Origin of the sequence: Methylobacterium sp. E-025 (genome assembly GCF_022829705.1) — a bacterium.
Taxonomy (GTDB): Bacteria; Pseudomonadota; Alphaproteobacteria; order Rhizobiales; family Beijerinckiaceae; genus Methylobacterium.
Map to the genome: position 1 here is coordinate 1 of NZ_JAKSYR010000090.1, position 22,711 is coordinate 22,711.

Annotated in this window: 17 protein-coding genes; 9 read left to right on the forward strand and 8 right to left on the reverse strand. The window is 69.6% G+C overall.

Features of this window, described 5'->3' with window-relative positions:
• From MKK64_RS11055 to MKK64_RS11085, 7 genes are all read left to right on the forward strand, one after another.
• Positions 1–232 (forward strand): transketolase C-terminal domain-containing protein (locus tag MKK64_RS11055; protein WP_279593137.1); only part of this gene is annotated, 232 nt, incomplete at its 5' end.
• A gap of 144 nt (positions 233–376) precedes the next feature.
• Entirely contained in the window at positions 377–1,417 is a 1,041-nt protein-coding gene (hpnA, locus tag MKK64_RS11060) for a hopanoid-associated sugar epimerase (protein WP_243934672.1), read from the forward strand.
• Entirely contained in the window at positions 1,414–2,313 is a 900-nt protein-coding gene (gene hpnC, locus MKK64_RS11065; RefSeq protein ID WP_243934674.1) for a squalene synthase HpnC, read from the forward strand. Before hpnA ends, hpnC begins: the two co-directional genes overlap by 4 nt.
• A complete protein-coding gene (gene hpnD / locus MKK64_RS11070) occupies positions 2,310–3,161 on the forward strand; it encodes a presqualene diphosphate synthase HpnD (RefSeq protein ID WP_243934676.1) in 852 nt (283 codons plus the stop codon). The genes hpnC and hpnD overlap by 4 nt, the downstream gene beginning before the upstream one ends.
• Positions 3,161–4,447, forward strand: coding sequence for a hydroxysqualene dehydroxylase HpnE (gene hpnE, locus MKK64_RS11075; protein ID WP_243934683.1), 1,287 nt, complete (start codon positions 3,161–3,163; stop codon positions 4,445–4,447). Before hpnD ends, hpnE begins: the two co-directional genes overlap by 1 nt.
• A 142-nt stretch (positions 4,448–4,589) precedes the next feature.
• Positions 4,590–6,587: a squalene--hopene cyclase gene (gene shc, locus MKK64_RS11080; RefSeq protein ID WP_243934685.1), complete on the forward strand. Its 1,998-nt coding sequence runs from the start codon at positions 4,590–4,592 to the stop codon at positions 6,585–6,587.
• 148 nt (positions 6,588–6,735) lie between these two features.
• Complete coding sequence (locus MKK64_RS11085) at positions 6,736–7,500, forward strand: phosphorylase (protein WP_243934688.1); 765 nt, start codon at positions 6,736–6,738, stop codon at positions 7,498–7,500.
• A 33-nt stretch (positions 7,501–7,533) separates the two neighbouring features.
• Here MKK64_RS11085 and MKK64_RS11090 read toward each other — a convergent pair whose 3' ends face one another.
• Together MKK64_RS11090 and hpnH are read right to left on the reverse strand one after the other, a co-directional pair.
• Positions 7,534–9,975, reverse strand: coding sequence for an esterase-like activity of phytase family protein (locus MKK64_RS11090; RefSeq protein WP_243934696.1), 2,442 nt, complete (start codon positions 9,973–9,975; stop codon positions 7,534–7,536).
• A 252-nt stretch (positions 9,976–10,227) separates the two neighbouring features.
• A complete protein-coding gene (gene hpnH / locus MKK64_RS11095; RefSeq protein WP_147725747.1) occupies positions 10,228–11,391 on the reverse strand; it encodes an adenosyl-hopene transferase HpnH in 1,164 nt (387 codons plus the stop codon).
• A gap of 627 nt (positions 11,392–12,018) precedes the next feature.
• Between hpnH and MKK64_RS11100 the strand changes: the two genes are divergently transcribed.
• Positions 12,019–14,676 carry an MMPL family transporter gene (locus MKK64_RS11100; RefSeq protein WP_243934698.1) on the forward strand — a complete coding sequence of 886 codons (2,658 nt, stop codon included), beginning with the start codon at positions 12,019–12,021 and terminating at the stop codon, positions 14,674–14,676.
• Positions 14,677–14,792: 116 nt separating this feature from the next.
• On the opposite strand, the gene MKK64_RS11105 is transcribed toward MKK64_RS11100, so the two are convergent.
• From MKK64_RS11105 to MKK64_RS11130, 6 genes are all read right to left on the reverse strand, one after another.
• Positions 14,793–15,554: a YfdX family protein gene (locus tag MKK64_RS11105; RefSeq protein WP_243934706.1), complete on the reverse strand. Its 762-nt coding sequence runs from the start codon at positions 15,552–15,554 to the stop codon at positions 14,793–14,795.
• Between the two features lie 243 nt (positions 15,555–15,797).
• Positions 15,798–16,649, reverse strand: coding sequence for a hopanoid biosynthesis-associated protein HpnK (hpnK, locus tag MKK64_RS11110; protein ID WP_243934715.1), 852 nt, complete (start codon positions 16,647–16,649; stop codon positions 15,798–15,800).
• 129 nt (positions 16,650–16,778) lie between these two features.
• Positions 16,779–18,212, reverse strand: coding sequence for a hopanoid biosynthesis associated radical SAM protein HpnJ (gene hpnJ / locus MKK64_RS11115; RefSeq protein ID WP_243934717.1), 1,434 nt, complete (start codon positions 18,210–18,212; stop codon positions 16,779–16,781).
• Positions 18,213–18,296: 84 nt separating this feature from the next.
• Positions 18,297–19,481 (reverse strand): bacteriohopanetetrol glucosamine biosynthesis glycosyltransferase HpnI, encoded by a 1,185-nt coding sequence (hpnI, locus tag MKK64_RS11120; RefSeq protein WP_243934719.1) that lies wholly within the window; start codon positions 19,479–19,481, stop codon positions 18,297–18,299.
• 76 nt (positions 19,482–19,557) lie between these two features.
• Entirely contained in the window at positions 19,558–20,163 is a 606-nt protein-coding gene (locus tag MKK64_RS11125) for a phospholipid-binding protein MlaC (RefSeq protein WP_409567931.1), read from the reverse strand.
• Positions 20,154–21,284, reverse strand: a complete 1,131-nt coding sequence (locus tag MKK64_RS11130) for a flippase-like domain-containing protein (protein WP_147842103.1) — start codon at positions 21,282–21,284, stop codon at positions 20,154–20,156. The genes MKK64_RS11125 and MKK64_RS11130 overlap by 10 nt, the downstream gene beginning before the upstream one ends.
• Before the next feature lie 207 nt (positions 21,285–21,491).
• Here MKK64_RS11130 and MKK64_RS11135 point away from each other — a divergent pair, with 207 nt between their 5' ends.
• A complete protein-coding gene (locus MKK64_RS11135) occupies positions 21,492–22,664 on the forward strand; it encodes an amidinotransferase (protein ID WP_147842102.1) in 1,173 nt (390 codons plus the stop codon).
• The last annotated feature ends 47 nt before the right edge of the window (positions 22,665–22,711 follow it).

Here is a 22,711-nt window from a genome sequence, read left to right on the forward strand (position 1 = left end):
CTCGCGCGGCGGCTTCGGGGCGCAGGTGCTGCACCTGCTGACCGAGCGCGGCGTGCTCGACGCGATGCGGCTGCGGGTGCGCACGATGACCCTGCCCGACAGCTACCAGGACCACGACAGCCCGGACAAGATGTACGCCGAGGCCGGCCTCGACGCCGCCAGCATCGTCCGGAAGGTCGAGGACATCCTCCCCGAGCGTCAGGAAGGGCGTTCGCGTCTGCGCCTCGCTTGAGGGTGTCGTCGCGCGCCACGATCCGGGCCGCCTGTGGCCCGGATCGCCTTGTCGTGCACGTCATTCGATGACAAAAGCCGGCTTGCTGCGGTGCGATGCCCAAAACGAAGGCATCGCCCGCGTTCCCGTGACGATTCGAGCGTGATGGCAGAGGCGACCCCAAGCGGTTCTTCCGACCTCGGCCCGGTGCTGATCACCGGCGCGAGCGGCTTTCTCGGGCCGGCCCTGGTCGACGTGTTCCGCAACGCCGGATTTCCGGTGCGCATCATGGTGCGCGCCACGAGCCCGCGCACGAACCTGACCTGGTCCGACGTCGAGGTCGTCGAGGGCGACATGCGCGACCCGGAGGCCTGCGCGGCCGCGATGCGGGGCCAGCGCTACCTGATCCACGCCGCCGCCGACTATCGGCTCTGGGCGCCGGACATGGAGGAGATCGTCCGGACCAACCGCGACGGCACCCGCAACCTGATGCGCGCCGCCCTCGAGGCGCGCGTCGAGCGCGTGGTCTATACGTCCAGCGTCGCCACCATCAAGCCGCCGGACGACGGCGTCACGCCCTCGGACGAGACGCGGCCGCTGACGCCTGAGACCGCCATCGGCGCCTACAAGCGCAGCAAGGTCGTGGCCGAGCGCGTGGTCGACGCGATGGTGGCCGGCAGCGGACTGCCCGCGGTGATCGTCAACCCGTCGACGCCGATCGGCCCGCGCGACGTCAAGCCGACGCCGACCGGGCGCATCATCCAGGAGGCGGCGCTCGGCAAGATGCCGGCCTTCGTCGACACCGGCCTCAACCTCGCCCACGTCGACGACGTGGCCGCCGGCCACCTGCTCGCCCTGCGCAGGGGGCGGATCGGCGAGAAGTACATCCTCGGCGGCGAGAACGTGCTGCTCTCGCAGATGCTCGGCGACATCGCCAGCATGGTCGGCCGCAAGCCCCCGACGGTGAACCTGCCGCGGGCCGTGGTCTACCCGATCGCCTTCGTCTCCGAGCAGATGGCGCGCATCACCGGCAGGCAGCCCTTCGCCACGATCGACGGCATCCGCATGTCGCGCTACCGGATGTTCTTCTCCGACGCGAAGGCGCGGGCCGAGCTCGGCTACGCCGCCCGCCCCTACCGGGAGGGGCTGTCCGACGCGATCGACTGGTTCCGCGGCGCGGGATACCTGCCGGGAGCCCAGCGATGAGCGCATCCGGCACCGCCACGGAGCTGCGCTCGGGCAAGGGCGCGAACGACGAGAACTTCCCCGTCGCCTCGCACCTGATCCATCCGAAGAATCGCGGCGCGATCCTCGCGTTCTATGATTTCGTCCGCGCCGGCGACGACGTCGCCGACCATGCCGCGCTGTCGCCCGAGCGCAAGCTCGTGCTTCTCGACGGTCTCGCCGACGCCCTGACCGGCGCGGGGGCCGCCGACCCGGAGGCCGAGCCGCTCAAGCGCGAGCTCGCCGCCCGCGGGCTGCCGCCGCGCCACGCCCTTGAGCTGCTCGACGCGTTCCGGATGGATGCGCGCAAGAACCGCTACGCCGACTGGGACGAGCTGATCCATTACTGCCGCTACTCGGCGATGCCGGTCGGCCGCTACGTCCTCGACGTGCACGGCGAGGATCCCGCCCGGGTCTGGGCCGCCTCGGACGCAATCTGCGCAGCGCTCCAGATCGTCAACCATCTCCAGGATTGCGGCAAGGATTTCCGCACTCTCGACCGGGTCTACATCCCGCAGGACGCGCTCGATCGGCACGGCGCCACCGTCGCCATGCTGGGAGCCGCCAGGGCGACGCCGCAATTGCGCGCGGTCATCCGCGACTTGGCCGAGCGGACGCTGGGCCTGCTCGACGCGGGCAAGGTGCTGCCGGACCTGATCGACGACCTGCGCCTGTCGCTGGAGATCGCGGCGATCCACCGCCTCGCCGTCGTCCTCGCCCGCGGGCTGCTCGATCGCGATCCGCTCTCGGAGAAGGTCCATCACGGCAAGGCCGGTTTCGCGTTGACGGCGCTCGGCGGCATCGGCGCGACGCTGGCCCGACGGCCGTTCCGAGGCCGCATCGTCCGCGCGGCGCCGCAGGGCAAGGCTTACCCATGACCGTCACCGCCACCGCGACGGCCCTGCCCGCCGACGAGGCCCCGGCCCTGCCGGCGGCCGGCTCGTCGTTCTACACCGCGATGCGCCTGCTGCCGAAGGAGCGGCGCGAGGCGATGTACGCCGTCTACGCGTTCTGCCGTGCGGTCGACGACGTCGCCGACGACGGCGGCGCGGCCGACCTGCGCGCGGCCGAGCTTGACCGCTGGCGCGCCGACATCGACGGGCTCTATGCCGGCAGGCCCGCGGCGCGCGTGCGCGACCTCGTGGTTCCGGTGCAGCGCTACGACCTCAAGCGGGAAGACTTCCACGCCGTGATCGACGGCATGGCGATGGACGCGTTCGAGGACATCGTCGCGCCCGACGCGGCGACCCTCGACCTCTACTGCGACCGGGTCGCCAGCGCCGTCGGGCGCCTGTCCGTGCGGATCTTCGGCATGCCGGAGGCGCTCGGCATCGAGCTCGCCTGGCACGAGGGCCGGGCGCTGCAGCTCACCAACATCCTGCGCGACATCGACGAGGATGCCGAGCGCGGCCGGCTCTACCTGCCGCGGGAAAGGCTCGCCGCGATCGGCCTGACCGATCCGACGCCGCACGCGGCGATCACGCATCCGCGCATCGGCGAGGTCTGCGCCGCGCTCGCGGCGGAGGCCGAGGCGCATTACGCCGCGACCTGGGCGATCATCGCCAAGAGCCCGCGCAAGCCCACCAAGGCGGCCCGTCTGATGGCGGCGGCCTACCGGCTCTACCTCGTCGCGCTGCTCAAGCGCGGCTGGGCGATGCCGCGGGCGCGGGTGAAGCCGAGGAAGCTCGCCCTCGTCGCCGTGGCGCTTCGGCACGGGATCGTCTGATGGCGACGGTCCACGTCGTCGGTGCCGGGCTCGCGGGCCTGTCGGCCGCGGTGTCGCTGGCGGAGCGCGGGGCGCGCGTCGTCGTGCACGAGGCGGCCAAGCAGGCCGGCGGCCGCTGCCGGTCGTACTACGACCCGACGCTCGGTCTCGAGCTCGACAACGGCAATCACCTGCTGCTGTCGGGCAACGCCGACGCCCTCGAGTTCCTGAAGCGCGTCGGCGCGCCGGACGACGCGCTGACCGGCCCGGACGAGGCCGCCTTCCCGTTCGCCGACCTGAAGACCGGCGAGCGCTGGACCCTTCGCCCGAATGCGGGCCGGGTGCCGTGGTGGGTGCTGAGCAAGGCGCGCCGCGTGCCGGGCAGCCGTGCGCGCGACTACCTCGCGCCGCTCGGCATCCTGCGGGCGGCAGCCGGCAAGGCGGACGGCGCCGGCGGGACGATCGGCGCCAGCATGGCCTGCGAGGGCGCGCTCTACGACCGGCTCTGGCATCCGGTCCTGCTGGCGGCGCTGAACACCGAGGTCGCCGAGAGCGATGTCGGGCTGGCCGCCAAGATTCTCCGCGAGACGCTGGGCGCCGGCGGGGCGGCTTGCCGCCCGCTGGTCGCGGTGAAGGGCCTGTCCTACGCCTTCGTCGACCCGGCGCTGCGGTACCTCGCATCCCGCGACGCCTCCGTCCGCTTCGGCCGGCGCCTGCGCGGGTTGGTCCTCGGCACGGCCGGCGTCGAGCGGCTCGACTTCGCCGACGGGGCGGTCGACGTGGCGGCCGACGATTCGGTGGTGCTGGCCCTGCCGCCCTGGGTCGCCTCCGAGATGCTGCCCGGCCTGTCAGCGCCGAAGGCGTTCCGCTCGATCGTCAACGCCCATTTCAAGATGGTGCCGAAGGCAGGCTCGCCGCTGATCCTCGGCATTGTGAACTCGCTGACCGAATGGCTGTTCGCTTATCCCGACCGCTATTCGGTGACGATCAGCGGCGCTGACCGGCTACTCGACGTGCCGCGCGAAGACTTGGCCAAGCAGATCTGGGCCGAGATCGCGACCGTGGCCGACCTTGCCCCGGAACTGCCAAGCTGGCAGATCGTCAAGGAGAAGCGCGCGACCTTCGCCGCGACGCCGGCCGAAGCCGCGCGCCGCGCCGGCGCGGAGACGGCGTGGTCGAACCTCGTGCTCGCAGGCGACTGGACGGCCACCGGGCTTCCCTCGACGATCGAGGGGTCGATCCGCTCGGGCAAGACGGCCGCCCTCGCCCTGTCGTGCGATCCGGCACGCACGCGCGGCGCCGCATGAGGCAGGACCGAGACGAGCATGCGTTCGGACCGGCGAAGGGCCGGTACGGCCCATGCGTAGGCAGGACGAGACGGGCGAGCCGTGATCCGATCCGGGACGATCGGGCGCGGATCGAGAGTTGTGGCCGTTTGAGGCGAGGATGATGCGAGAGGCTGTAAACAAGGTCGAGGCGCTGCAACGCCCGAAGACCCAGGCGATTTCCCTCGACGACGTCGATCACGGCGTCGCGCGGGCGACCCGCGCCCTGACCGCTCTCGCCCAGGCCGACGGGCACATCTGCTTCGAGCTCGAGGCCGACGCCACGATCCCGTCCGAGTACATCCTGTTCCACCAGTTCCGCGACACCCGCCCCCCCGAGGGCCTGGAGCCGAAGATCGGCAATTACCTGCGCCGCACGCAGGAGAAGCATGGCGGCTGGGCCCTCGTCCACGAGGGGCCGTTCGACATGAGCTGCACGGTGAAGGCCTACTTCGCCCTCAAGATGATCGGCGACGACATCGAGGCGCCGCACATGCGCCGGGCACGCGAGGCGATCCTGTCGCGCGGCGGCGCGGCGCAATCCAACGTCTTCACCCGCTTCATCCTGGCGCTCTACGGCGAGGTGCCGTGGTCGGCGGTGCCGGTGATGCCGGTCGAGGTGATGTTCCTGCCGAAGTGGTTCCCGTTCCACCTCGACAAGGTGTCGTACTGGGCCCGCTGCGTGATGGTGCCGCTCTTCGTGCTGCAGGCGACCAAGCCGCGGGCGAAGAACCCGCGCGGCGTCGGCATCGGCGAGCTGTTCCTGACGCCGCCGTCCAGCGTGCGCCGCTGGCCCGGCAGCCCGCACGCGACCTGGCCGTGGACGCCGATCTTCGGCGCGATCGACCGCGTGCTGCAGAAGGTCGAGGCCTACTTCCCCCATCGCGTCCGCCTGCGGGCGATGGAGAAGGCGCGGGCCTGGGTCAGCGAGCGCCTGAACGGCGAGGACGGGCTCGGCGCGATCTTCCCGGCCATGGTCAACACCGTGCTGATGTACGAGGCGATGGGCTACGGCCCGGACCATCCGCAGGTCCGCGTCGCCTGCGACGCGATCGAGAAGCTCGTCGTGGTGAAGGCGCACGAGGCCTACGTGCAGCCCTGCGTCTCGCCGGTCTGGGACACCGCTCTGGCCGGGCACGCGCTGCTCGAGGCCGGCGGCACCGATGCCGAGGGGCAGGCCCGCGCCGGCCTCGACTGGCTGCTGCCGCGCCAGGTGCTCGACATCGCCGGCGACTGGGCGGCGGCCAAGCCCAAGGTCCGCCCCGGCGGCTGGGCCTTCCAGTACGCCAACGCCCACTACCCGGACCTCGACGACACCGCCGTCGTGGTGATGGCGATGGACCGTGCCATGCGCCAGCACGGGCTGGTGGCCAACATGCCGGACTACACCGCCTCGATCGCCCGGGCGCGCGAATGGGTCGAGGGCCTGCAGTCGAAGGACGGCGGCTGGGCGGCGTTCGACGCCGACAACAACCACATGTACCTCAACCACATCCCGTTCTCGGATCACGGCGCGCTGCTCGATCCGCCGACCGCGGACGTGACCGCCCGCGTCGTGTCGATGCTGTCGCAGCTGGGCGAGACCCGCGAATCGTCGAAGGCCCTCGATCGCGGCGTGACCTACCTGCTCAACGACCAGGAGCAGGACGGCAGCTGGTACGGCCGCTGGGGCATGAACTTCATCTACGGCACGTGGTCGGTGCTGTGCGCGCTGAACGCGGCCGGGGTCGATCCCGCCTCGCCCGAGATCCGGCGCGCCGTGGAATGGCTGATCCGCATCCAGAACCCGGATGGCGGCTGGGGCGAGGACGCGTCAAGCTACAAGATCGATCCGGCGTTCGAGGCCGGCTCCTCCACCGCATCGCAGACCGCCTGGGCGCTGCTCGCCCTGATGGCCGCCGGGGAATGCGACGACCCGGCCGTGACCCGCGGCATCAACTTCCTGGCGCGCACGCAAGGAACCGACGGCTTCTGGAACGAGGAGCGCTACACCGCGACCGGTTTCCCGCGGGTGTTCTACCTGCGCTACCATGGCTATCCGAAGTTCTTCCCGCTCTGGGCGATGGCGCGCTACCGCAACCTCAAGCGCGGCAACAGCCGCCGGGTGGCGTTCGGGATGTGATCGGCCGACTTTGCGCGATCCGAACGGAGCGGGCACGGGCGGGAAGGACCGCCTGCGCCCCCCCGGGCTCGGCGAGCGGTCGGGGTAATTTGTAGGACGGACCGCCGGTGATCGCTTCGCGGATGCCACCCTTCACGATCGTCGACCCATGACTCGCGTGGAGCCGGCGTCCCTTGCCCGCGCGGTCGGTCTCCATGCGCCCGACCCCGCGTCGAGCCTTCCGGTGCTCGCCGTCACGGGCATCGCCAAGGAACGCCAGCTCGCCTCGGGCCCCGGCGTCGAGGCGGTGGGCGCCGGCGGAAATCCCGCCCGTCTCGCCGCCCTGCTGGCGTCGCGGGACCCGCCTGGCTGCCGCGCGATCGTCAGCATCGGCATCGCGGGCGGTCTCGATCCGGACCTCGTTCCGGGCGACGTGGTGGTCGCCGCCGGGATCGTCGCGGCGGACCGGCGCTACGAGGCCGATCCGGCGGTCGCGGCCGCCATGCTCGCGCGCCTCGGTCTGCCCGGCGACACGGTTCGCTCCGGCGACCTCGCCGGCGTCGATGCTGCGGTGATGAGCGTCCCGGGCAAGGCCGAGCTGCGGGCGCGCACCCGGGCGCTCGCCGTCGACATGGAATCGCACGTCGCCGCCGCCTTCGCGGAGCGGCACGGTCTGCCGTTCGCGGCGATCCGGGTAGTCTGCGATCCGGCGCACCGGGCCTTACCCGCCTTCGCCGCGCAGGCCCTCAAGCCGAATGGCGAGCCCGACATCCTCGCCGTCCTCTCGGCTCTCGCACGAGGATCGGCCCGGATTGGCGATCTTGTCCGCCTCGCGCGCGATTCGAACGCCGCCTTCACGGCGCTCAGCCGCTGCCGCACGCTCCTCGGCCCGAGCCTCGGGGTGCCGCCGCACGAGGATCGCCGCGGCGCCTGAGCGTGCGGCTTCCGCGATCCTCCAGCTCGCCTGCTACCACTGATAGCGAAGTCCCGCGGTGACGCCGTGGGCGACGCCCGTGCGGGTGCCGATGGCCGCCTGATAATCGACCCGCCAGCCCAGGGTGTCGGTGAGGCTGCCCTGCAGGCCGGCGCCGGCGCTGACGAAGTCGTCGCGCAGGAACGGCACGGCCACGGCGGCGGTGGCGAGACCGTTCTGGACGCTGGCGAGACGCACGGTGCCGCTGCTGCCTTGCGGACCCGTGGCGAGGTTGTACGCCACGCGCACCGACGGGATCAGTCCGCCGAGCCCGTAATAGGCCAGCTCGCCGCCGAAGCGCACCGTGGTTTGAACCAGGGCGAGGTCGCGATACGCGATGTTGTTGCCTGCCGCTCCGGTCTCCGTAAAGCCGTCGACGGTGCCGGACAGGTGGGTGATGCCTGCGAACGCCGTCAGCCCGAGGTCGCCGGCTCGGATCGGCACGCCCGCCTCGCCGTCGATCGCGAAGGCGCTGCCCGAGCTGCGCCCGGACGCGGTGAGCCCGTAGGCCGCAGGTCGGCGGATCCCGTCGAGGCTGACCTCCGGCGCGCCGCCGACGATGCCCTGGGCGTAGAAGTCCGCACCGTAGTAGCCGGCATAGGCCGAGACCGTGAAGGCGCTCTGGTCCTGCCGGAAGCCGCCGGCGCGGCTGAGCGACCCGCCGCCGCCGCCGACGGCGACGCCCGCGCGCCAAGCTCCGGGCAGCGGAAGATCGAGTCCGGCGCTGCCCTGCGCGATGGTGCGGTCGAGGGCGAGGCCGCCGTCGCGCGGCTGGTCGGCGAACACGACATCGCCGCCGATCCACAAGCCGCCGGACTGGCTCCAGGGCCCGGCGAGGCCCTGGCCGCGGCGCAGGGCGAAGAGGTGGTCCTGCACGCCCCGTGTCGCCGACGCGGCGAAGCCGAGGGTCGCGCCGCCGAGCCCCTGAAGCACCACGGGCGCCGTCTGCTTCATCACCGCGAGGGAGAGCGGATCGACGTAGGTGGGCAGCGTCAAGCGATAGGCGAGCAGCACCGAATCGTTGTTGATGCCGGCATCGTAGCCCTGACCGTTGATGCTGCCCTGCCGGGTGAGGAAGTCATTGTCGTTGCCGACGAGCAGGAAATAGTCGTTCGGCGCCCGCTCGCTCAGCACCGGCACGAGACCGAGGGCCTCGAACTTCTCCGAGAGCGTGGTCTGGGTCGCCGGGTTGGTGTTGAGGTACATGCCGAAGCGCCCGAGCTGGACCGGGTTCAGCAGGTTGACGATCTCGGTCGTCTGCGCCGGCTGGACCCCGGGCCGCAGGGTGCCCCCCGGCGAGATCGGGGTGGCCCCGTCGTAGGGGGTGCCGGCGATGTTTGTGGCCTGCGCGATGTCGACCAGCAGGACGCTCTTGTAGACGATCGGCGTGGTGTTGCCGGTGCCGAGCCCGTTCGAATCGCGCGAGAGCACGAGGAACTGGGTGTCGTTGAGGGCCAGCATGTCGCTCTGTGCCGCCGTCCGGTTCGGCGCGCCGCCGTTGCCGGTGTCGCGGTAGGTCGGCAGCTGCAGCACGTATTCGCGCGCGGGCGCGGCCGGTACCGCGCTGCCGGCGAGGTCGTAGATCAGGATGCGGGTGTTGTTGCGCTGCTGCTGATTCGGGCCGGAATCCTGGAGCGTGGCGCTCTGCAGGATGGTGACGAGGCTGCGGCCGTCGGGGGCCAGCGACAGCGCCTCGAAGCCCTGGTTGTTGCGTCGGCCGGTGTCGGGCGGGTTGATCGAGTTGAAGTCGAGCGCCCCGGCCGTGCGCGGCCGGATCGCGTCGGGCACGCCGAGCACGCCCTGAAGCTGCCCGCCGGCGCTGAAGTAATAGATGTTCGGCCCGTACTCGTCGCTGACGTAGAAGGAGCCGTCGAGTCGCCGCGCGAGACCTTCCGCATCGAGGCTGATCCGGCCTGCGCTCGGCTCGCTCGCCGCCGAAGGCAGCACCGCGCCGAGCTGGGTCGTGGTGCCGGAGGCCGGATCGAGACCGCTGAAGCGCCGGCCGTTGGCGTCGGTGAGCACGATGCCGCCGTTCGGCACGATCGCGATCTGCCGCTGGGAGGCGGTCGATTGCGGCAGGCCCGCGCCGGGATCGGGCGTGAAGCTGAGATTGAAGCGGTTCAGCCGGCCGGCGTAATCGGAGAACAGCCCGCCGCTCGGATCGTTGTAGCCCCGATCGGGCAGCGTGTAGAGCGTGCCGCTGTAGGTGGCCCCCGAGCGCCGCCAGCTGGCGAGGTCGATCGCGAGCGCGGAGAACGAGCCCAGCGTGTCGCCGAGGAAGTCGCGGGTGGTGGCCGGCAGCCGGCCGACGCCCTGGAGACCCTGGTTCACGACGGTCGCATCGCCGACCGTCACCGCCACCGGGCCGTCGGCCGTCGTCAGGTTCGGCGTGCGGATCGCCTGGGCCGAGGCCGCGCCCGCCAAAAATGCGACCACGCCGAATGAGCCCACGGCTCGCGCCGCGCCGTACCGTGTCACCATCGCGGGATCCCCCAGCCACTCGAGCTGAGCCGCAGCTAGGGATCGGGCGTGACGGCCCGGTGACGGCAGGAAGGATATTTGTCCTGCGTTGGGTCGGCTGCAGGCACCGTGTCGCGAAAGGCACGACGCTCCACCGAGCCTCGACGAAACGAAGGAGGCCCGCACGGTTTCCCGGGCGGGCCTCCTCGAATGCGCGTGGCCGAGCCGTCAGGCCGCGGTGCGGTTGCGGGCTTCGCGCTTGGTGTCGACGCCGGAGGCTTTGATCTCGGAGAGCTTCTGGGCGACGTTGCGGGAGAACACGAACTCTGCCGGGCGCTGGTTCTCGAGGCTGACCTCGGGGGCCATCTCGCCCTCGGTCTTGATCCCGCGGATGGCGTGGATCAGCGGCTTCCAGGGCTTGCGCACCGAATCGACCACCGAGGAGGCCTCGTAGCCCGAGTGGACCATGCAGTCGGCGCACTTCTCGTAGTTGCCGGTGCCGTAGGAATCCCAGTCGGTCTCCTCCATCAGCTCCTTGAACGTGGCCGCGTAGCCCTCGCCGAGCAGGTAGCAGGGCTTCTGCCAGCCGAACACGGTGCGGGTGGGGTTGCCCCAGGGCGTGCAATGGTAGGTCTGGTTGCCGGCGAGGAAGTCGAGGAACAGGCCCGACTGCTGGAACGCCCACTTCTGGCGGCCCTTCTCCTTGCCGGCGCGGAACACGCCACGGAACAGGTCCTTCGTCGCCTTGCGGTTCAGGAAGTGCTGCTGGTCGGGCGCGCGCTCGTAGGCGTAGCCGGGCGAGACGGTGATGCCGTCGATGCCCATCTTGGTCACGCTGTCGAAGAAGTCGGCGATCTTGTCCGAGGACGAGTTGTTGAAGAAGGTGCAGTTGATGGTGACGCGGAAGCCCATCTCCTTCGCCTTGGCAATCGCCGCCACGGCCTTGTCGTAGACGCCGCGCTGGCAGACCGAGCCGTCATGCATCTCCTTGTCGCCGTCGAGATGGATCGACCAGGTGAAGTACGGGCTCGGCTTGTACTCCTTGATCTTCTTCTCGAGCAGCAGCGCGTTCGTGCACACGATCGCGAACTTCTTCTGCGCGATGATACCCTCGACGATCTGCGGCAGGTCCTTGTGCAGCAGCGGCTCGCCGCCGGCGATCACCACCATCGGGGCGCCGCACTCGCGCACGGATTCCAGCGCGTCCGCCACGGGCAGGCGCTTGTTCAGGATCTCGTCGGGGTAATCGATCTTGCCGCAGCCGGCGCAGGCGAGATTGCAGCGGAACAGGGGCTCCATCATCATCACGAGCGGATAGCGCTTCCGGCCGGTGAGATGCTGCTTGATGATGTAGCTGCCGATCGTCGCGACATACCGGAGGGGGATTCCCAAGATACGGCTCCTGTTTGCGTAGCCCCGAACCAAGGGGCTGCTTAACGTGAAAAAAATTCGAATTCCAGCGCTCTAGCCTGGAACCGATCTGAACGGGCCGGTCCTGGGCCGTTTCGCGTGCGTGTTTGCGGGGCTGACGCAACCGCGCCACAGCCCGAGGGCCGTTCCTGCGAACGCGTCCTGCTTCGGGGGGGACCCCATCCTGCCAATGCGTCGGCAATGCGACGGCAGTCCCGCGAAACGGCGCATCCCGTGATATTGCGGTGCGAAACGGCGCCGGCGCCACACATCGATGGGGAGAGCCACCCGCGTCGGAGGTCGCTGCGTTGCAATCGCAGGGCTGCAAGATTACTGAGCGCTGCGGCCTTGGCGCAACGATCGTGCCTCGGATGCGTCCTCATCCCGCGTCGTCCGGTGCGTTCACCGGGTCGGCGCCGCGTCTTCGGCCACACGGCATCGTGAGACGACCGCGTCTCGATCAGGTCCGATCCTGCCTCGATGCGACCGGGTGGATGTGGCGAAGGTCTCGCGCCGTCGACGGGTCCCGCGGGAACCGTCCCGGCAGCATACAAGATGTGAGAGTCGTGCGGCCTCGAAGGGCAGCCGCTCCAGGCAGGTAGGGTACTCGTGATCGAACGTCTCGTCGCGTTTTCCGTCCGACATCGCTGGGTCGTGATCGCTCTGGTGGCCCTGGTCACCGCCGCCAGCACCGGCATCGCGGCGCATCTGTTCCGCATCAACACCGATGTCGAGCGGCTGATCGATCCGAAGGAGCCCTGGCGCCAGGACGAGATCAACTACGAGAAGGCGTTCCCGCAGCGCACGAACACGGTCGTCGCGGTGATCGACGGCAAGACGCCGGAGCAGGCGGAAGAGGCCGCGAGCGCCTTCGCCAAGGCGATCGCTGTCCACAAGAACCTGATCGAGACGGTCTACCGGCCCGACGGCGGCCCCTTCTTCGAGAAGAACGGCCTGCTGCTGCTGCCGCAGGCGGAACTGGAGAAGACCACCGAGCAGCTGGTGCAGCAGCAGGGCCTGCTCGGGCCGCTCGCCTCCGATCCGAGCCTGCGCGGCGTGATGCGGGTGCTGGCGCTCGGCGCCCGCGGCATCAAGAGCGGCGACGCCAAGATCGAGGATCTCGACAAGCCGATGGGCGAGATCGACCGGACGTTGCAGACGGTGCTCGACGGCAAGCCGGCGCGGATGTCCTGGCAGCTCCTGCTGTCGGGCGGCGAGAGCAAGACCACCGACCTGCGAAAGTTCGTGCTGATCCAGCCGGTGCTCGATTTCAACGCGCTGCAGCCGGGCTACACCGCGACGAAGCTGATCCGGAACGTCGCCAAGGAGCTGAACATCGATCCCGAGCACGGGCTCGAGATGCGTCTCACCGGCCCGGTCGCGGTCGCCGACGACGAGTTCGCGACGCTGTCCGACGACGCGCTGCTGAACAACCTCGTCACCGTCGGCGCCATCGTCCTGTTCCTCTGGCTCGCCCTGCGCTCGGCGCCGCTGGTGGTATCGGTGCTGATCACCACCTTCTCCGGCCTGATCGTCACGGCGGCGCTCGGGCTGCTGATGGTGGGCGAGCTCAACCCGATCTCGGTGGCCTTCGCGGCTCTGTTCGTCGGCCTCGGCATCGATTTCGGCATTCAGTTCTCGGTGCGCTACCGCGCCGACCGCTACGAGCAGCCGACGCTCGAGGACGCGATCCGCGCCGCCGCGCGCGGGGTCGGCTGGTCGCTGACCCTGGCGGCGGTGTCGCTGATCGCCGGCTTCTTCGCCTTCCTGCCGACCGCGTTCCGCGGCGTGTCCGAGCTCGGCCTGATCGCCGGCGTCGGCATGGTCGTCGCCTACCTGTTCGCGATCACCCTCCTCCCGGCGCTGATCGCCGTGTTCCGGCCGAAGGGCGAGAAGGCCGCCGTCGAGACCACGTGGCTCGCAGGCGTCGATCCGTGGATCATCCGCAATCGCAAGCCGGTGCTGATCGTCGTCGGCCTCGTCACGCTGGCCGGCGCCCCGCTGCTGTGGAAGCTGCCCTTCGATTCGAACCCGATGCACCTGCGCAGCCCGCACGTGGAATCGATCGCGACCTATCTCGACCTGATCAAGGATCCCGCCACGAGCCCGAACGTCGCCGACGTGCTGGCTCCGAGCGTCGACGCCGTGCCCGAGGTCACGAAGAAGCTCGCCGCGCTGCCGCTGGCCGCCGACATCATGAGCATCGACACCTTCGTGCCGCGCGACCAGGACAAAAAGCTCGCCACCGTCGCCGAGACGGCGGAGCTGCTCGATCCGATCCTCAACCCGACGCGCAAGCCGTCGCCGCCGACCGATGCCGACAACGTCAAGGCCTTGAAGGACACCGCGGCCGCCCTGACCGGCATCGCCGGCGGCAATGCGCCCGGCAACAAGACCGCCGGCCGTCTCTCCGGCACGCTCGACAAGCTGGCAGCCGCCAAGCCGGCGACGCGTGAGGCCGCCTCGGTCGCCCTCACCACCGATCTCGGCCCGCTGCTCTCGCGGCTGCGGACGGTGCTGCATCCCGAAAAGATCACCCTCGCCAACCTGCCACCGCAGCTGAAGGCCGAATGGGTCGCCGCCGACGGCCGCGCCCGCATCGAGGTGCATCCGAAGGGCAATTCCAACGACGACGAGGTGCTGCGGCAGTTCGCATCCGAGATCCAGAGCGTCGCGCCGCACGCCACCGGCGCGCCGATCGCGACGACCTCGTCGAGCTACACCATCCTCGGCGCCTTCGTGCAGGCGGCGGTGACCGCCCTGGTGCTGATCTTCATCATCCTCTCGGTGGCGCTGCGGAAGCCTTGGGACGTGGCGATGACGCTCGGGCCGTTGGTGCTCGCCACCTTGTGGACGCTGATGGCGCTGCACGTCGCCGGCATGCCGCTGAACTTCGCCAACATCATCGCCCTGCCGCTGATGCTCGCGGTCGGCGTGGCGTTCCACATCTATTACGTGATCGCTTGGCGGGCCGGCGTCACCGACATGCTGGCCTCCAGCCTGACGCGGGCGATCTTCTTTTCCGCGCTGACCACGGGGACCGCCTTCGGCTCGCTGGTGCTGTCGAGCCATCCCGGCACGGCGAGCATGGGCAAGCTGCTGGCGCTGTCGCTGTTCTTCACGCTCATCGCCGCCTTCTTCGTGGTGCCGGCCTTCCTCGGTCCGCCGCCGGCCAAGCCCGATGCCGATCGCCCCGAAGGGGAAGAGGCCGGCCGGTTGCCCGGCACGGGCCAGGCCGTCCGCCCGGAGCCCGCCGCCGTGAAGTGACGGACGGAAGGCCTTTCTGCTCAAACGCACGGCGTCGTCCCACGGAGACGGCGCCGTTCTCGTTTGGTGGGCAGGCTTTTATCCGCGAGCGACCTCGGTCGGCGTGCGGGCTGCGATCAGTGCGCGGGCTTCGCGGTGCCGGTCCCGGTCGGCTCGGTCACGTTCGCCTTGGCGGATGCTCCCGCGGCCTTGGAGGCCTGCGGCAGGCTCGTCGCATCGATGACGTCGAAGCGGACGCCGTCCTCGGCCTGCTTCAGCGCGGCATTCGCCTCGTAGTACTTGCCCTGGTCCAGCAGCGTCGCAGCCTGGTCGACATCCGCCGTCGTCTTCGCCAGCGGCACGACGGCCATGGTGAAGTTCACGTTCACGCCGGCGAGCTTCAGCTTCTCGGCCGCGCCCTTCCGGTCGCCCTTCTCGAGATTCTTGTTGGCATCGGCCACAGCTGCCGCCTTCTGCGGCGTGGCGACGAAATCCTCGTCGAGCAGCAGCTGCCCGTCGACCGGCAGCCACGCGACGGGCTGCTTCATGTCGCCGACGCCGGTGCCCTTGGCCGGCATCGCCTTGGCGGCGGCGGGCGGCTTGAGATCGGCCTCCGCCTTGGTGAACACGCTCTCGTCGGTCTTCGCCTTTGCGAGGACCGCCTGCGCATCGTGGACCAGCGTCTTGGCCTGGGCCGGGTCGGCATCGAAGATCGCGATCCGGGCGAGATGCAGGTCGCGGAAGCCCTTCGCCCCATCGGCCGACAGCTTGCCGACGTCCTTCTGGATCGCGGTTTCGTGGGAGGCGGCGGTCGTCGCGGCTTGGTCGGCGGCGTAGGCGGCGCCCCCGAGGGCGACGGAGGCGGTGAAGACGGTGGCGAGGAGGGTGTAGCGGGTCATGACGACATCTCCGATCCGTCCCATGCGGCGGCGAGGGTCTGTTGCGACGATCGTCTTGTGCCCTGGGGCTGCTGTCGGAACGCGGGCGCCGAAGCCCACGTTGCATGAAATTTTGGTCATCAATCGGACATGCTTCCGAAACGCAAGTCCTGATGAGCTATTTGCGAAGATATACAGTCGTTTGACGGTGTCGTTTCTGAAGCGTTTGAGGCGAAAGCTTCTGCGGGCTCCGTGATGACGTCGTCATCGTCTATTCGGTGCGAAATCCGAAAACCCGCCGCAGACGATCCCCGACCGCGCGACCGCATCCACGGAGGCCCGCGCGACGAGCGCGTCCCGCTCCGCGGCGTAGGCGTAGCCCGGCGCCTCGCCGAGGAAGCCGCCGGCGGTGGCCGGGTGGGTGTAGAGCTCAGTCAGGCCGTCGGGCAGGTGCGCGAGCAGGCCGGCGACGCGGGCGGGCGTCATCGCTCCGGACCAGGCCAGACCCAGGGTTCGATCGGGAATGGTCAGCCCCAGCATCCGGGCCCGGACGGCGAGCAGGGCCGCCCAGGGTGCCGTATCGTGGGCCACCCGTGGGGTCGCACCGGGCTCGGCACGCTTCAGCACCGCCCGCGGCTCGCGCGGCACGCGGATCGAGCGCATCCCGTAACGCGGCCCGATCGACAGCACCGCGCCGGCGATCAACGGATGCACGTGGAAGTGCTTGTGCGCGTTCACGTGATCGAGTGGCAGGCCGGTGATGCGGTAGGCCTCGAACTGCGCGGTGATCTCGGCGGCGAGCTGGCGGCGGGCCGCCGGCCTCAGCGCAAGGTCGAGGCCGAGGCGTTCCATGTCGCGACGCATCAGGCCGGCGTCATCGGTGAGATCCGGCAAGATGGCGGCCGGCAGCGTCGGCCACGCCTCGACGAGCACCAGGTGCAATCCCACGCGCAGCGACGGCATCCGCTTGGCGCGGGCGACTGCGTCCGCGGCGGCGGGGGCCGAGACCATCAGGCTCGCCGCCGTGAGGATGCCGTTGCGATGGGCCTGCTCGACCGCCTCGTTGACCTCCGGGCTCAGGCCGAAATCGTCGGCGGTGACGACGAGACGCTTCACGAGACACTCCGGTGTACGGGGGCGCGGCTGTTTGCCGGGGGCCTCGGGCCCGGACCCCTGAACGAAGACGGCCGGGCTTTGGGGCCCGGCCGTCTGGATCGGTCATGCGATGGGGCTCAGGCGCCCTTATCAGGCGGCCTTGGCGGTGCCCTGACGCTCCTTGAGGAAGCGGTAGAACTCCACGCCCTCGCGCAGGCGACGCTTCATCATGTCGGGCGAGCGCACCATCTCGGAGACGATCGAGGCGATCTTCGGAGCGCGGAAGTAGAACTTCCGGTAGAACTCCTCCACCGCCGCGAAGATCTCGGCGTGCGACAGGTGCGGATAGTGCAGCGGCGCGATCTGCACGCCGTTCTCATCCACGAGCTCGGCGTTCTCGACGTCGAGCCAGCCGTTCTCCACCGCCTGCTTGTAGAGGAAGGTGCCGGGGTACGGCGCCGCCAGCGAGGCCTGGATGGTGTGCGGGTTGATGCGCTTGGCGAAGGCGATCGTCTCCTGGATCGTCTCGCGGGTCTCGCCCGGCAGGCCGACGATGAAGGTGCCGTGGATCGCGATGCCGAGGTCGTGGCAATCCCTGGTGAACTTCTCGGCGACCTCGACGCGCATGCCCTTCTTGATGTTGTTCAGGATCTTCTGGTTGCCGGACTCGTAGCCGACCAGCAGCAGGCGCAGGCCGTTGGCCTTCAGCACCTCGAGGGTCTCGCGCGGAACGTTCGCCTTGGCGTTGCACGACCAGGTGACGCCGAGCTTGCCCAGCTCGCGCGCGATCTCCTCGGCGCGGGGCAGGTTGTCGGTGAAGGTGTCGTCGTCGAAGAAGAACTCCTTCGTCTGCGGGAACTCCTTCAGGCAGTACTTGATCTCCTCGATCACGTGCGCGACCGAGCGGGTGCGGTAGGTATGCCCGCCCACCGTCTGCGGCCACAGGCAGAACGTGCAGCGGCTCTTGCAGCCGCGGCCGGAATAGAACGAGATGTAGGGGTGCTTGAGGTACCCGATAAAGTACTTCTCCATCTCGAGATCGCGCTTGTACACGCTCGTGACGAAGGGAAGCTGATCCATGTCGGTCATGATCTCGCGGTCCTCGTTGTGGACCACGACGCCGTCGGCGTTGCGATAGGACAGACCCTTGATCTCCGACATCGGCGTGCCGTCGGCGACTTCCTTGACGGTGAAGTCGAACTCGTTGCGGGCGCAGAAGTCGATGCACGGCGCCTGGGCCATCGCGCCGGCGGCGTCCACCGCGACCTTCGCGCCGATCAGTCCGGCGATCAGCTTGGGGTTGGCGGCCTTGAGCGCCTCGACGGTCTTCACGTCCGACTTGAACGACGGCACTGATGTGTGGAGCACCACCATGTCGAAGTCGTTGGCCTGGGCCACGATCTCGGCCAGCTTGATGTTGTGCGGCGGCGCGTCGATCAGCTTCGAGTTCGGCACCAGGGCGGCCGGCTGGGCGAGCCAGGTCGGGTACCAGAACGACTTGATCTCGCGCTTGGCCTGGTAGCGGGACCCGGCGCCGCCGTCGAAGCCGTCGAAGGTGGGAGCCTGGAGGAAGAGCGTGCGCATGGGGTTCAAGGCCTCAGAGCAGGGCGATCGGATCGAAAGGATGACGGATCGAGGATGGCAAGTTTAAACGACGGGACGGCAAGGTCAGACGGTGGGCGACTCAGCATCCTGGCCGAGATTGCCCTCCGGAATAAGCGTTCCATCCGCAACGACGCGATAATCGTGACCTTTCCATGTCACCGCCCCCGATACGAAGCTCCATGAGAAGTTCGCGAACGAGAGGATGTCGCGGATCGGCAACAGCCAGTACGGATGGGGGCCGATCCCGAAGGCACGCTCCAGCCGCATCGACAGGATGATGCGGCAGGCGAGTGCCAGAGCCGCGACGCCGAGCGCGGTCGCGCCGGCCTCCGGCATCAGCGCGGCGATCAGCGCGATCGGGAAGGCGTGGGTGACGATCGAGCCGGCATAGCCGGCCGGGTCGACGTTGCGGATGGTGCGGTTCCAGCGCAGCTCGTGGCTCCACAGGCCCGTGATCGCGGTGTCGACGCAGGTATGCCCGATGGTGAAGTTCGGGATCGCGACCCGGCCGCCGAGCCCGCGCAGCGCCTCGCCGATGGCATAGTCGTCGGCGAGGTCGTCCTTGAAGGTGGCGAACCCGCCGATCTTCGCCAGCGACGCGGCGGTGAAGGCGATGGTCGAGCCGAAGCACGGCTTGGCGAGGCCGAGCGCCGTGCCCATCACGACGTTGGGCAGGAACTGCACGTCGATGGCGAGCGCCGAGAGCTGCGCGAACACGCCCCGGTCGCCGGGAACGCCGTGGTACAGGCAGGTCACCCCGGTCACGCCGGGGGCGGACAGCTCGGCCACGACGCGCTCGAGATAGTCGGGGCGCACCACCATGTCGCTGTCGGCGAGCACCACCACCTCGTGCCGAATCACCTCCGACATGTTGATCAGGTTCGAGACCTTGCGGTTCGAGCCGTGCTGGCGCGCGTCGACGACGAGGTCGATGCTGAGCTGCGGGAAGGCCGCCTCGATGCGCCGCACGACGCCGATCGCCGGGTCGCCGGCGCTCTGCACGCCGAACACGATCTGCACCGCGCCGGCATAGTCCTGGGCGCAGAAGGTCCGCAGGTTCTCGAACAGGTTCGGCTCGAGGCCGCAGAGGGGCTTCAGCACCGTCACCGAGGGCCGCGCCGCATCGTCGGCGAAGGCGGGCGCCACCCTCGCGGAGCACCGCCCGGCGAGGAACGCCGCGGTGAGCGCGTACAGGCAACCCGCGAGCGCGGGGACCAGAAGGATCGGCGAGAGCCAGGTCAGGTCCATGGGAACGTCGCTCGGTCGCAAGGTGCGTGGGATCGATGGGCCGCGGCGTGCGGCACGAAAGCTCTGTGCAGGCCGTTCAAGGCGCCGGTTTGGCGTTCAGCATGCCGTCGGTGCGTTCGCGCAGGAATTTCAGCACCGCGTCGGCGCCGCCGACCTTGAGCGGCTGGCCGAGGCTCGCCCGCTGACCCGCGACCTCGCTGACGTTGCCGTTGAGCAGGACGTCCTGGATGCGGTTGTCGGAATTCACGACGAAGTCGATCTGCGAATCGTCCCCGTCCGGGGTGGTGACGTGGGTGAGGACGCGCTGGTTCGTTCCGCTCGCCTCGCTCTTGCGCGTCACCTCGAACTTCGCGCCCGCCGCCCGTGCGAGGCGGTTGGCGTAGGTCACAACGAAGTTGCGGCGGAACGCTTCGGTGATCGCGCCCTGCTGCTCGGGCGAGAACTCCGCCCACTTGGCGCCGATCGCCAGGCGGACCATCGCCGGGTAGTCGAAGGACCGCTCCAGGGTCGGGCCGACCGCGTCGATGCGGTCCTTGAGGGTGCCGGCCCCGTTCTTCACGGCGGCGTCGAAGCGGGCGTAGAGCCCGTCGACCACCGCGACCGCCGGGTCGTCGGCGGCGAAGGCCGGAACGGTGCCGGCGACGAGCGCCAGCGCGAGGATCAACCGGCGCATCAGGCGCACTTCTTCAACTCCGGCACCGCGGTGTCCTCGATGTGGGCGCTCTGCCCGCGGGGGGGTGCATAGCTGTAGAACGGTCCGAGCGTCGCGGGTGCGGGGACGGCCCCGACCCGGCGAAAGGTGGTCCGGCCCTCCTCCTGCGCGGAGGCCCCGGGCTCGCTCGCCTCGCGGCGCAGGCGGCCCTCCTGCGTGTGCCAGAGCCACAGGCCGGGAACGCCGACGAGGAGGTCGGCCAGGCGCTTGACCAGGGACAGGGCGAGCGCCGCCTCGGCCGGGATGCCGAACAGGGCGCAGAGCGCGATCAGCCCGCCCTCCTGCGCGCCGAGCGCGCCGGGGACCGCGAAGGCGGCGCCGCGCACGGCCTGGGCCAGGCTCTCGATCACGATCGCCTCGGCGAAGCTCACCGGATAGCCCATGAAGTGCAGGCAGACGTAGACCTCGAGCGAGCCGATGACCCAGCCGACGAGGTGCACGCCGATGCCCGAGACGATGCGCAGGGGCGCACCGTAGAGGCGTCGCAGGTTGTCGTAGAGCACGTCGACGGCGCCGAGCGCCTGCCATTCGCGGCCCGAGGCGAAGCGGTCGACGATCCCCTGGATCAGGCGGTGCCCGGCGCGGCGCTGGATCAGGTAGAATGCGCCGATGGCGGGGGCGGCGATGGCGAGGCCGCCGGCGACGGTGCGCACGATCGGCCCGTCGCCCGCGAGCCAGATCAGGAGCCCGAGGCCGGCGACGGTGAAGAGCAGCTGGGTCAGCGCCTGCGTCATCATGTCGACGAACATGCTGGCGCCGGCCAGGCCCCCGGCGATGCCGCGCTTGGCCAGAAGGCGCGCGCCGATGAAGTCGCCGCCCACCGTCGCGACCGGCAGCAGCGTATTGATGCCCTCGCGCACGAAGCGCAGGTTGATGCAGGCGGCCAGGCTCGGGCGGCCGGCGACGGGGAAGATCACGAACCAGCCGAGGCCGGCCCAGGCGACGGCGACCGCGCGCGCGGCGACCACCGCCAGCGCGCCCCAGCCGGCACTCACCACCGCCGCCGCCACATCCTCGAGACCGGAAGACAGGAACAGGCCGACGACCGTGCAGAGGCCGGCGATCAAGGCCAGGGTCGTCAGACGCTTCATGATCCTCTTTCAAGCTCGGGGGTGGCTTGATGCTGGATTCTCGCCGCGATTTCGACCGAAAAAGATCGCTGCGGACGAGGAGTAAGGCTCAAGTTGCAGCAACGATCGGCAATGTCTATCACCCGATAGACACAGTGCGGACCAAAGCGGCACCAGGGGTTTCGCCCCGAGCAGACCGCCCGCGCAGCGTATCACGAAGGGATCACCATGGACCGCGACGCTTCCCACTCGGCCGGAGAGGCCGTGCTCGACGACGCCCGTACCGACGGCTTCGTCCGCGGCGACCCGGGCGTGCCGGCGCCGCACTCGCCGGTGATGGCCTGGAACGAGTGGGACCCGCTGGAGGAGGTGATCGTCGGCTCGCTCGACGGCGCCACAATCCCGACGCACCACCTGACCGTGATCTTCAACCTGCCGCGCGCGGCGCAGCCGTTCTACCGCTTCGCCTCGGGCTTCCGGTATCCGGCCTTCATGAAGAAGCTCGCGCAGAAGGAGCTCGACAACTTCATCGGCATCCTAGCTGGCGAGGGCGTGAAGATCCGCCGCCCGGACAGCATCGACTTCTCGAAGAAGTACCGCGCCCCGCGCTGGTCGTCCCGCGGCTTCTGCGTCGCCTGCCCGCGCGACCCGTACCTGGTGATCGGCGACGAGATCATCGAAAGCCCGATGTGCTGGCGCTCGCGCTACTTCGAGGGCGACGCCTACCGCTCGCTGTTCAAGGAGTATTTCCGCAACGGCGCGCGCTGGACCTCGGCACCGCGGCCGCAGCTGACGGACGAGCTCTACAACTACGATTATCGCGTGCCGAACCTGAAGGCCGGCGAGCCGATGCAGTTCACGGTCAACGAGTTCGAGCCGGTCTTCGACGCCGCCGACTTCGTCCGCTGCGGCCGCGACATCTTCGTCACCCGCTCGAACGTCACCAACCTCATGGGCATCGAGTGGCTGCGGCGCCACCTCGGGTCCGGCTTCCGCGTCCACGAGATCGAGAGCCGCTGCCCGCAGCCGATGCACATAGATTCGTCGTTCATGCCGCTCGCGCCCGGCAAGGTGCTGGTCAACCCGGACTACATCGACGTCGAGAAGCTGCCGGCGGTGCTGAAAAAGTGGGACGTGCTGGTCGCCCCGCGTCCCGACCCGGTCGAGGGCTTCATGAGCAAGATCTCGATGTGCTCGCCCTGGACCTCGATCAACGTGCTCGCCATCGACGAGAAGAAGATCGTCGTCGACCAGAGCCAGCCGACGCTGATCAAGGCGCTCAAAGATTGGGGCTTCGATCCGATCCCGGCGCCGTTCCTGAGCTACGGCCCGTTCGGCGGCTCGTTCCACTGCGCGACGCTCGACGTGCGCCGTCGCGGAACGCTGAAGTCGTACTTCTAGGATTTTACTGATCGTCCGCCGCATGATCCCCTCCCCCTCTGCGGGGG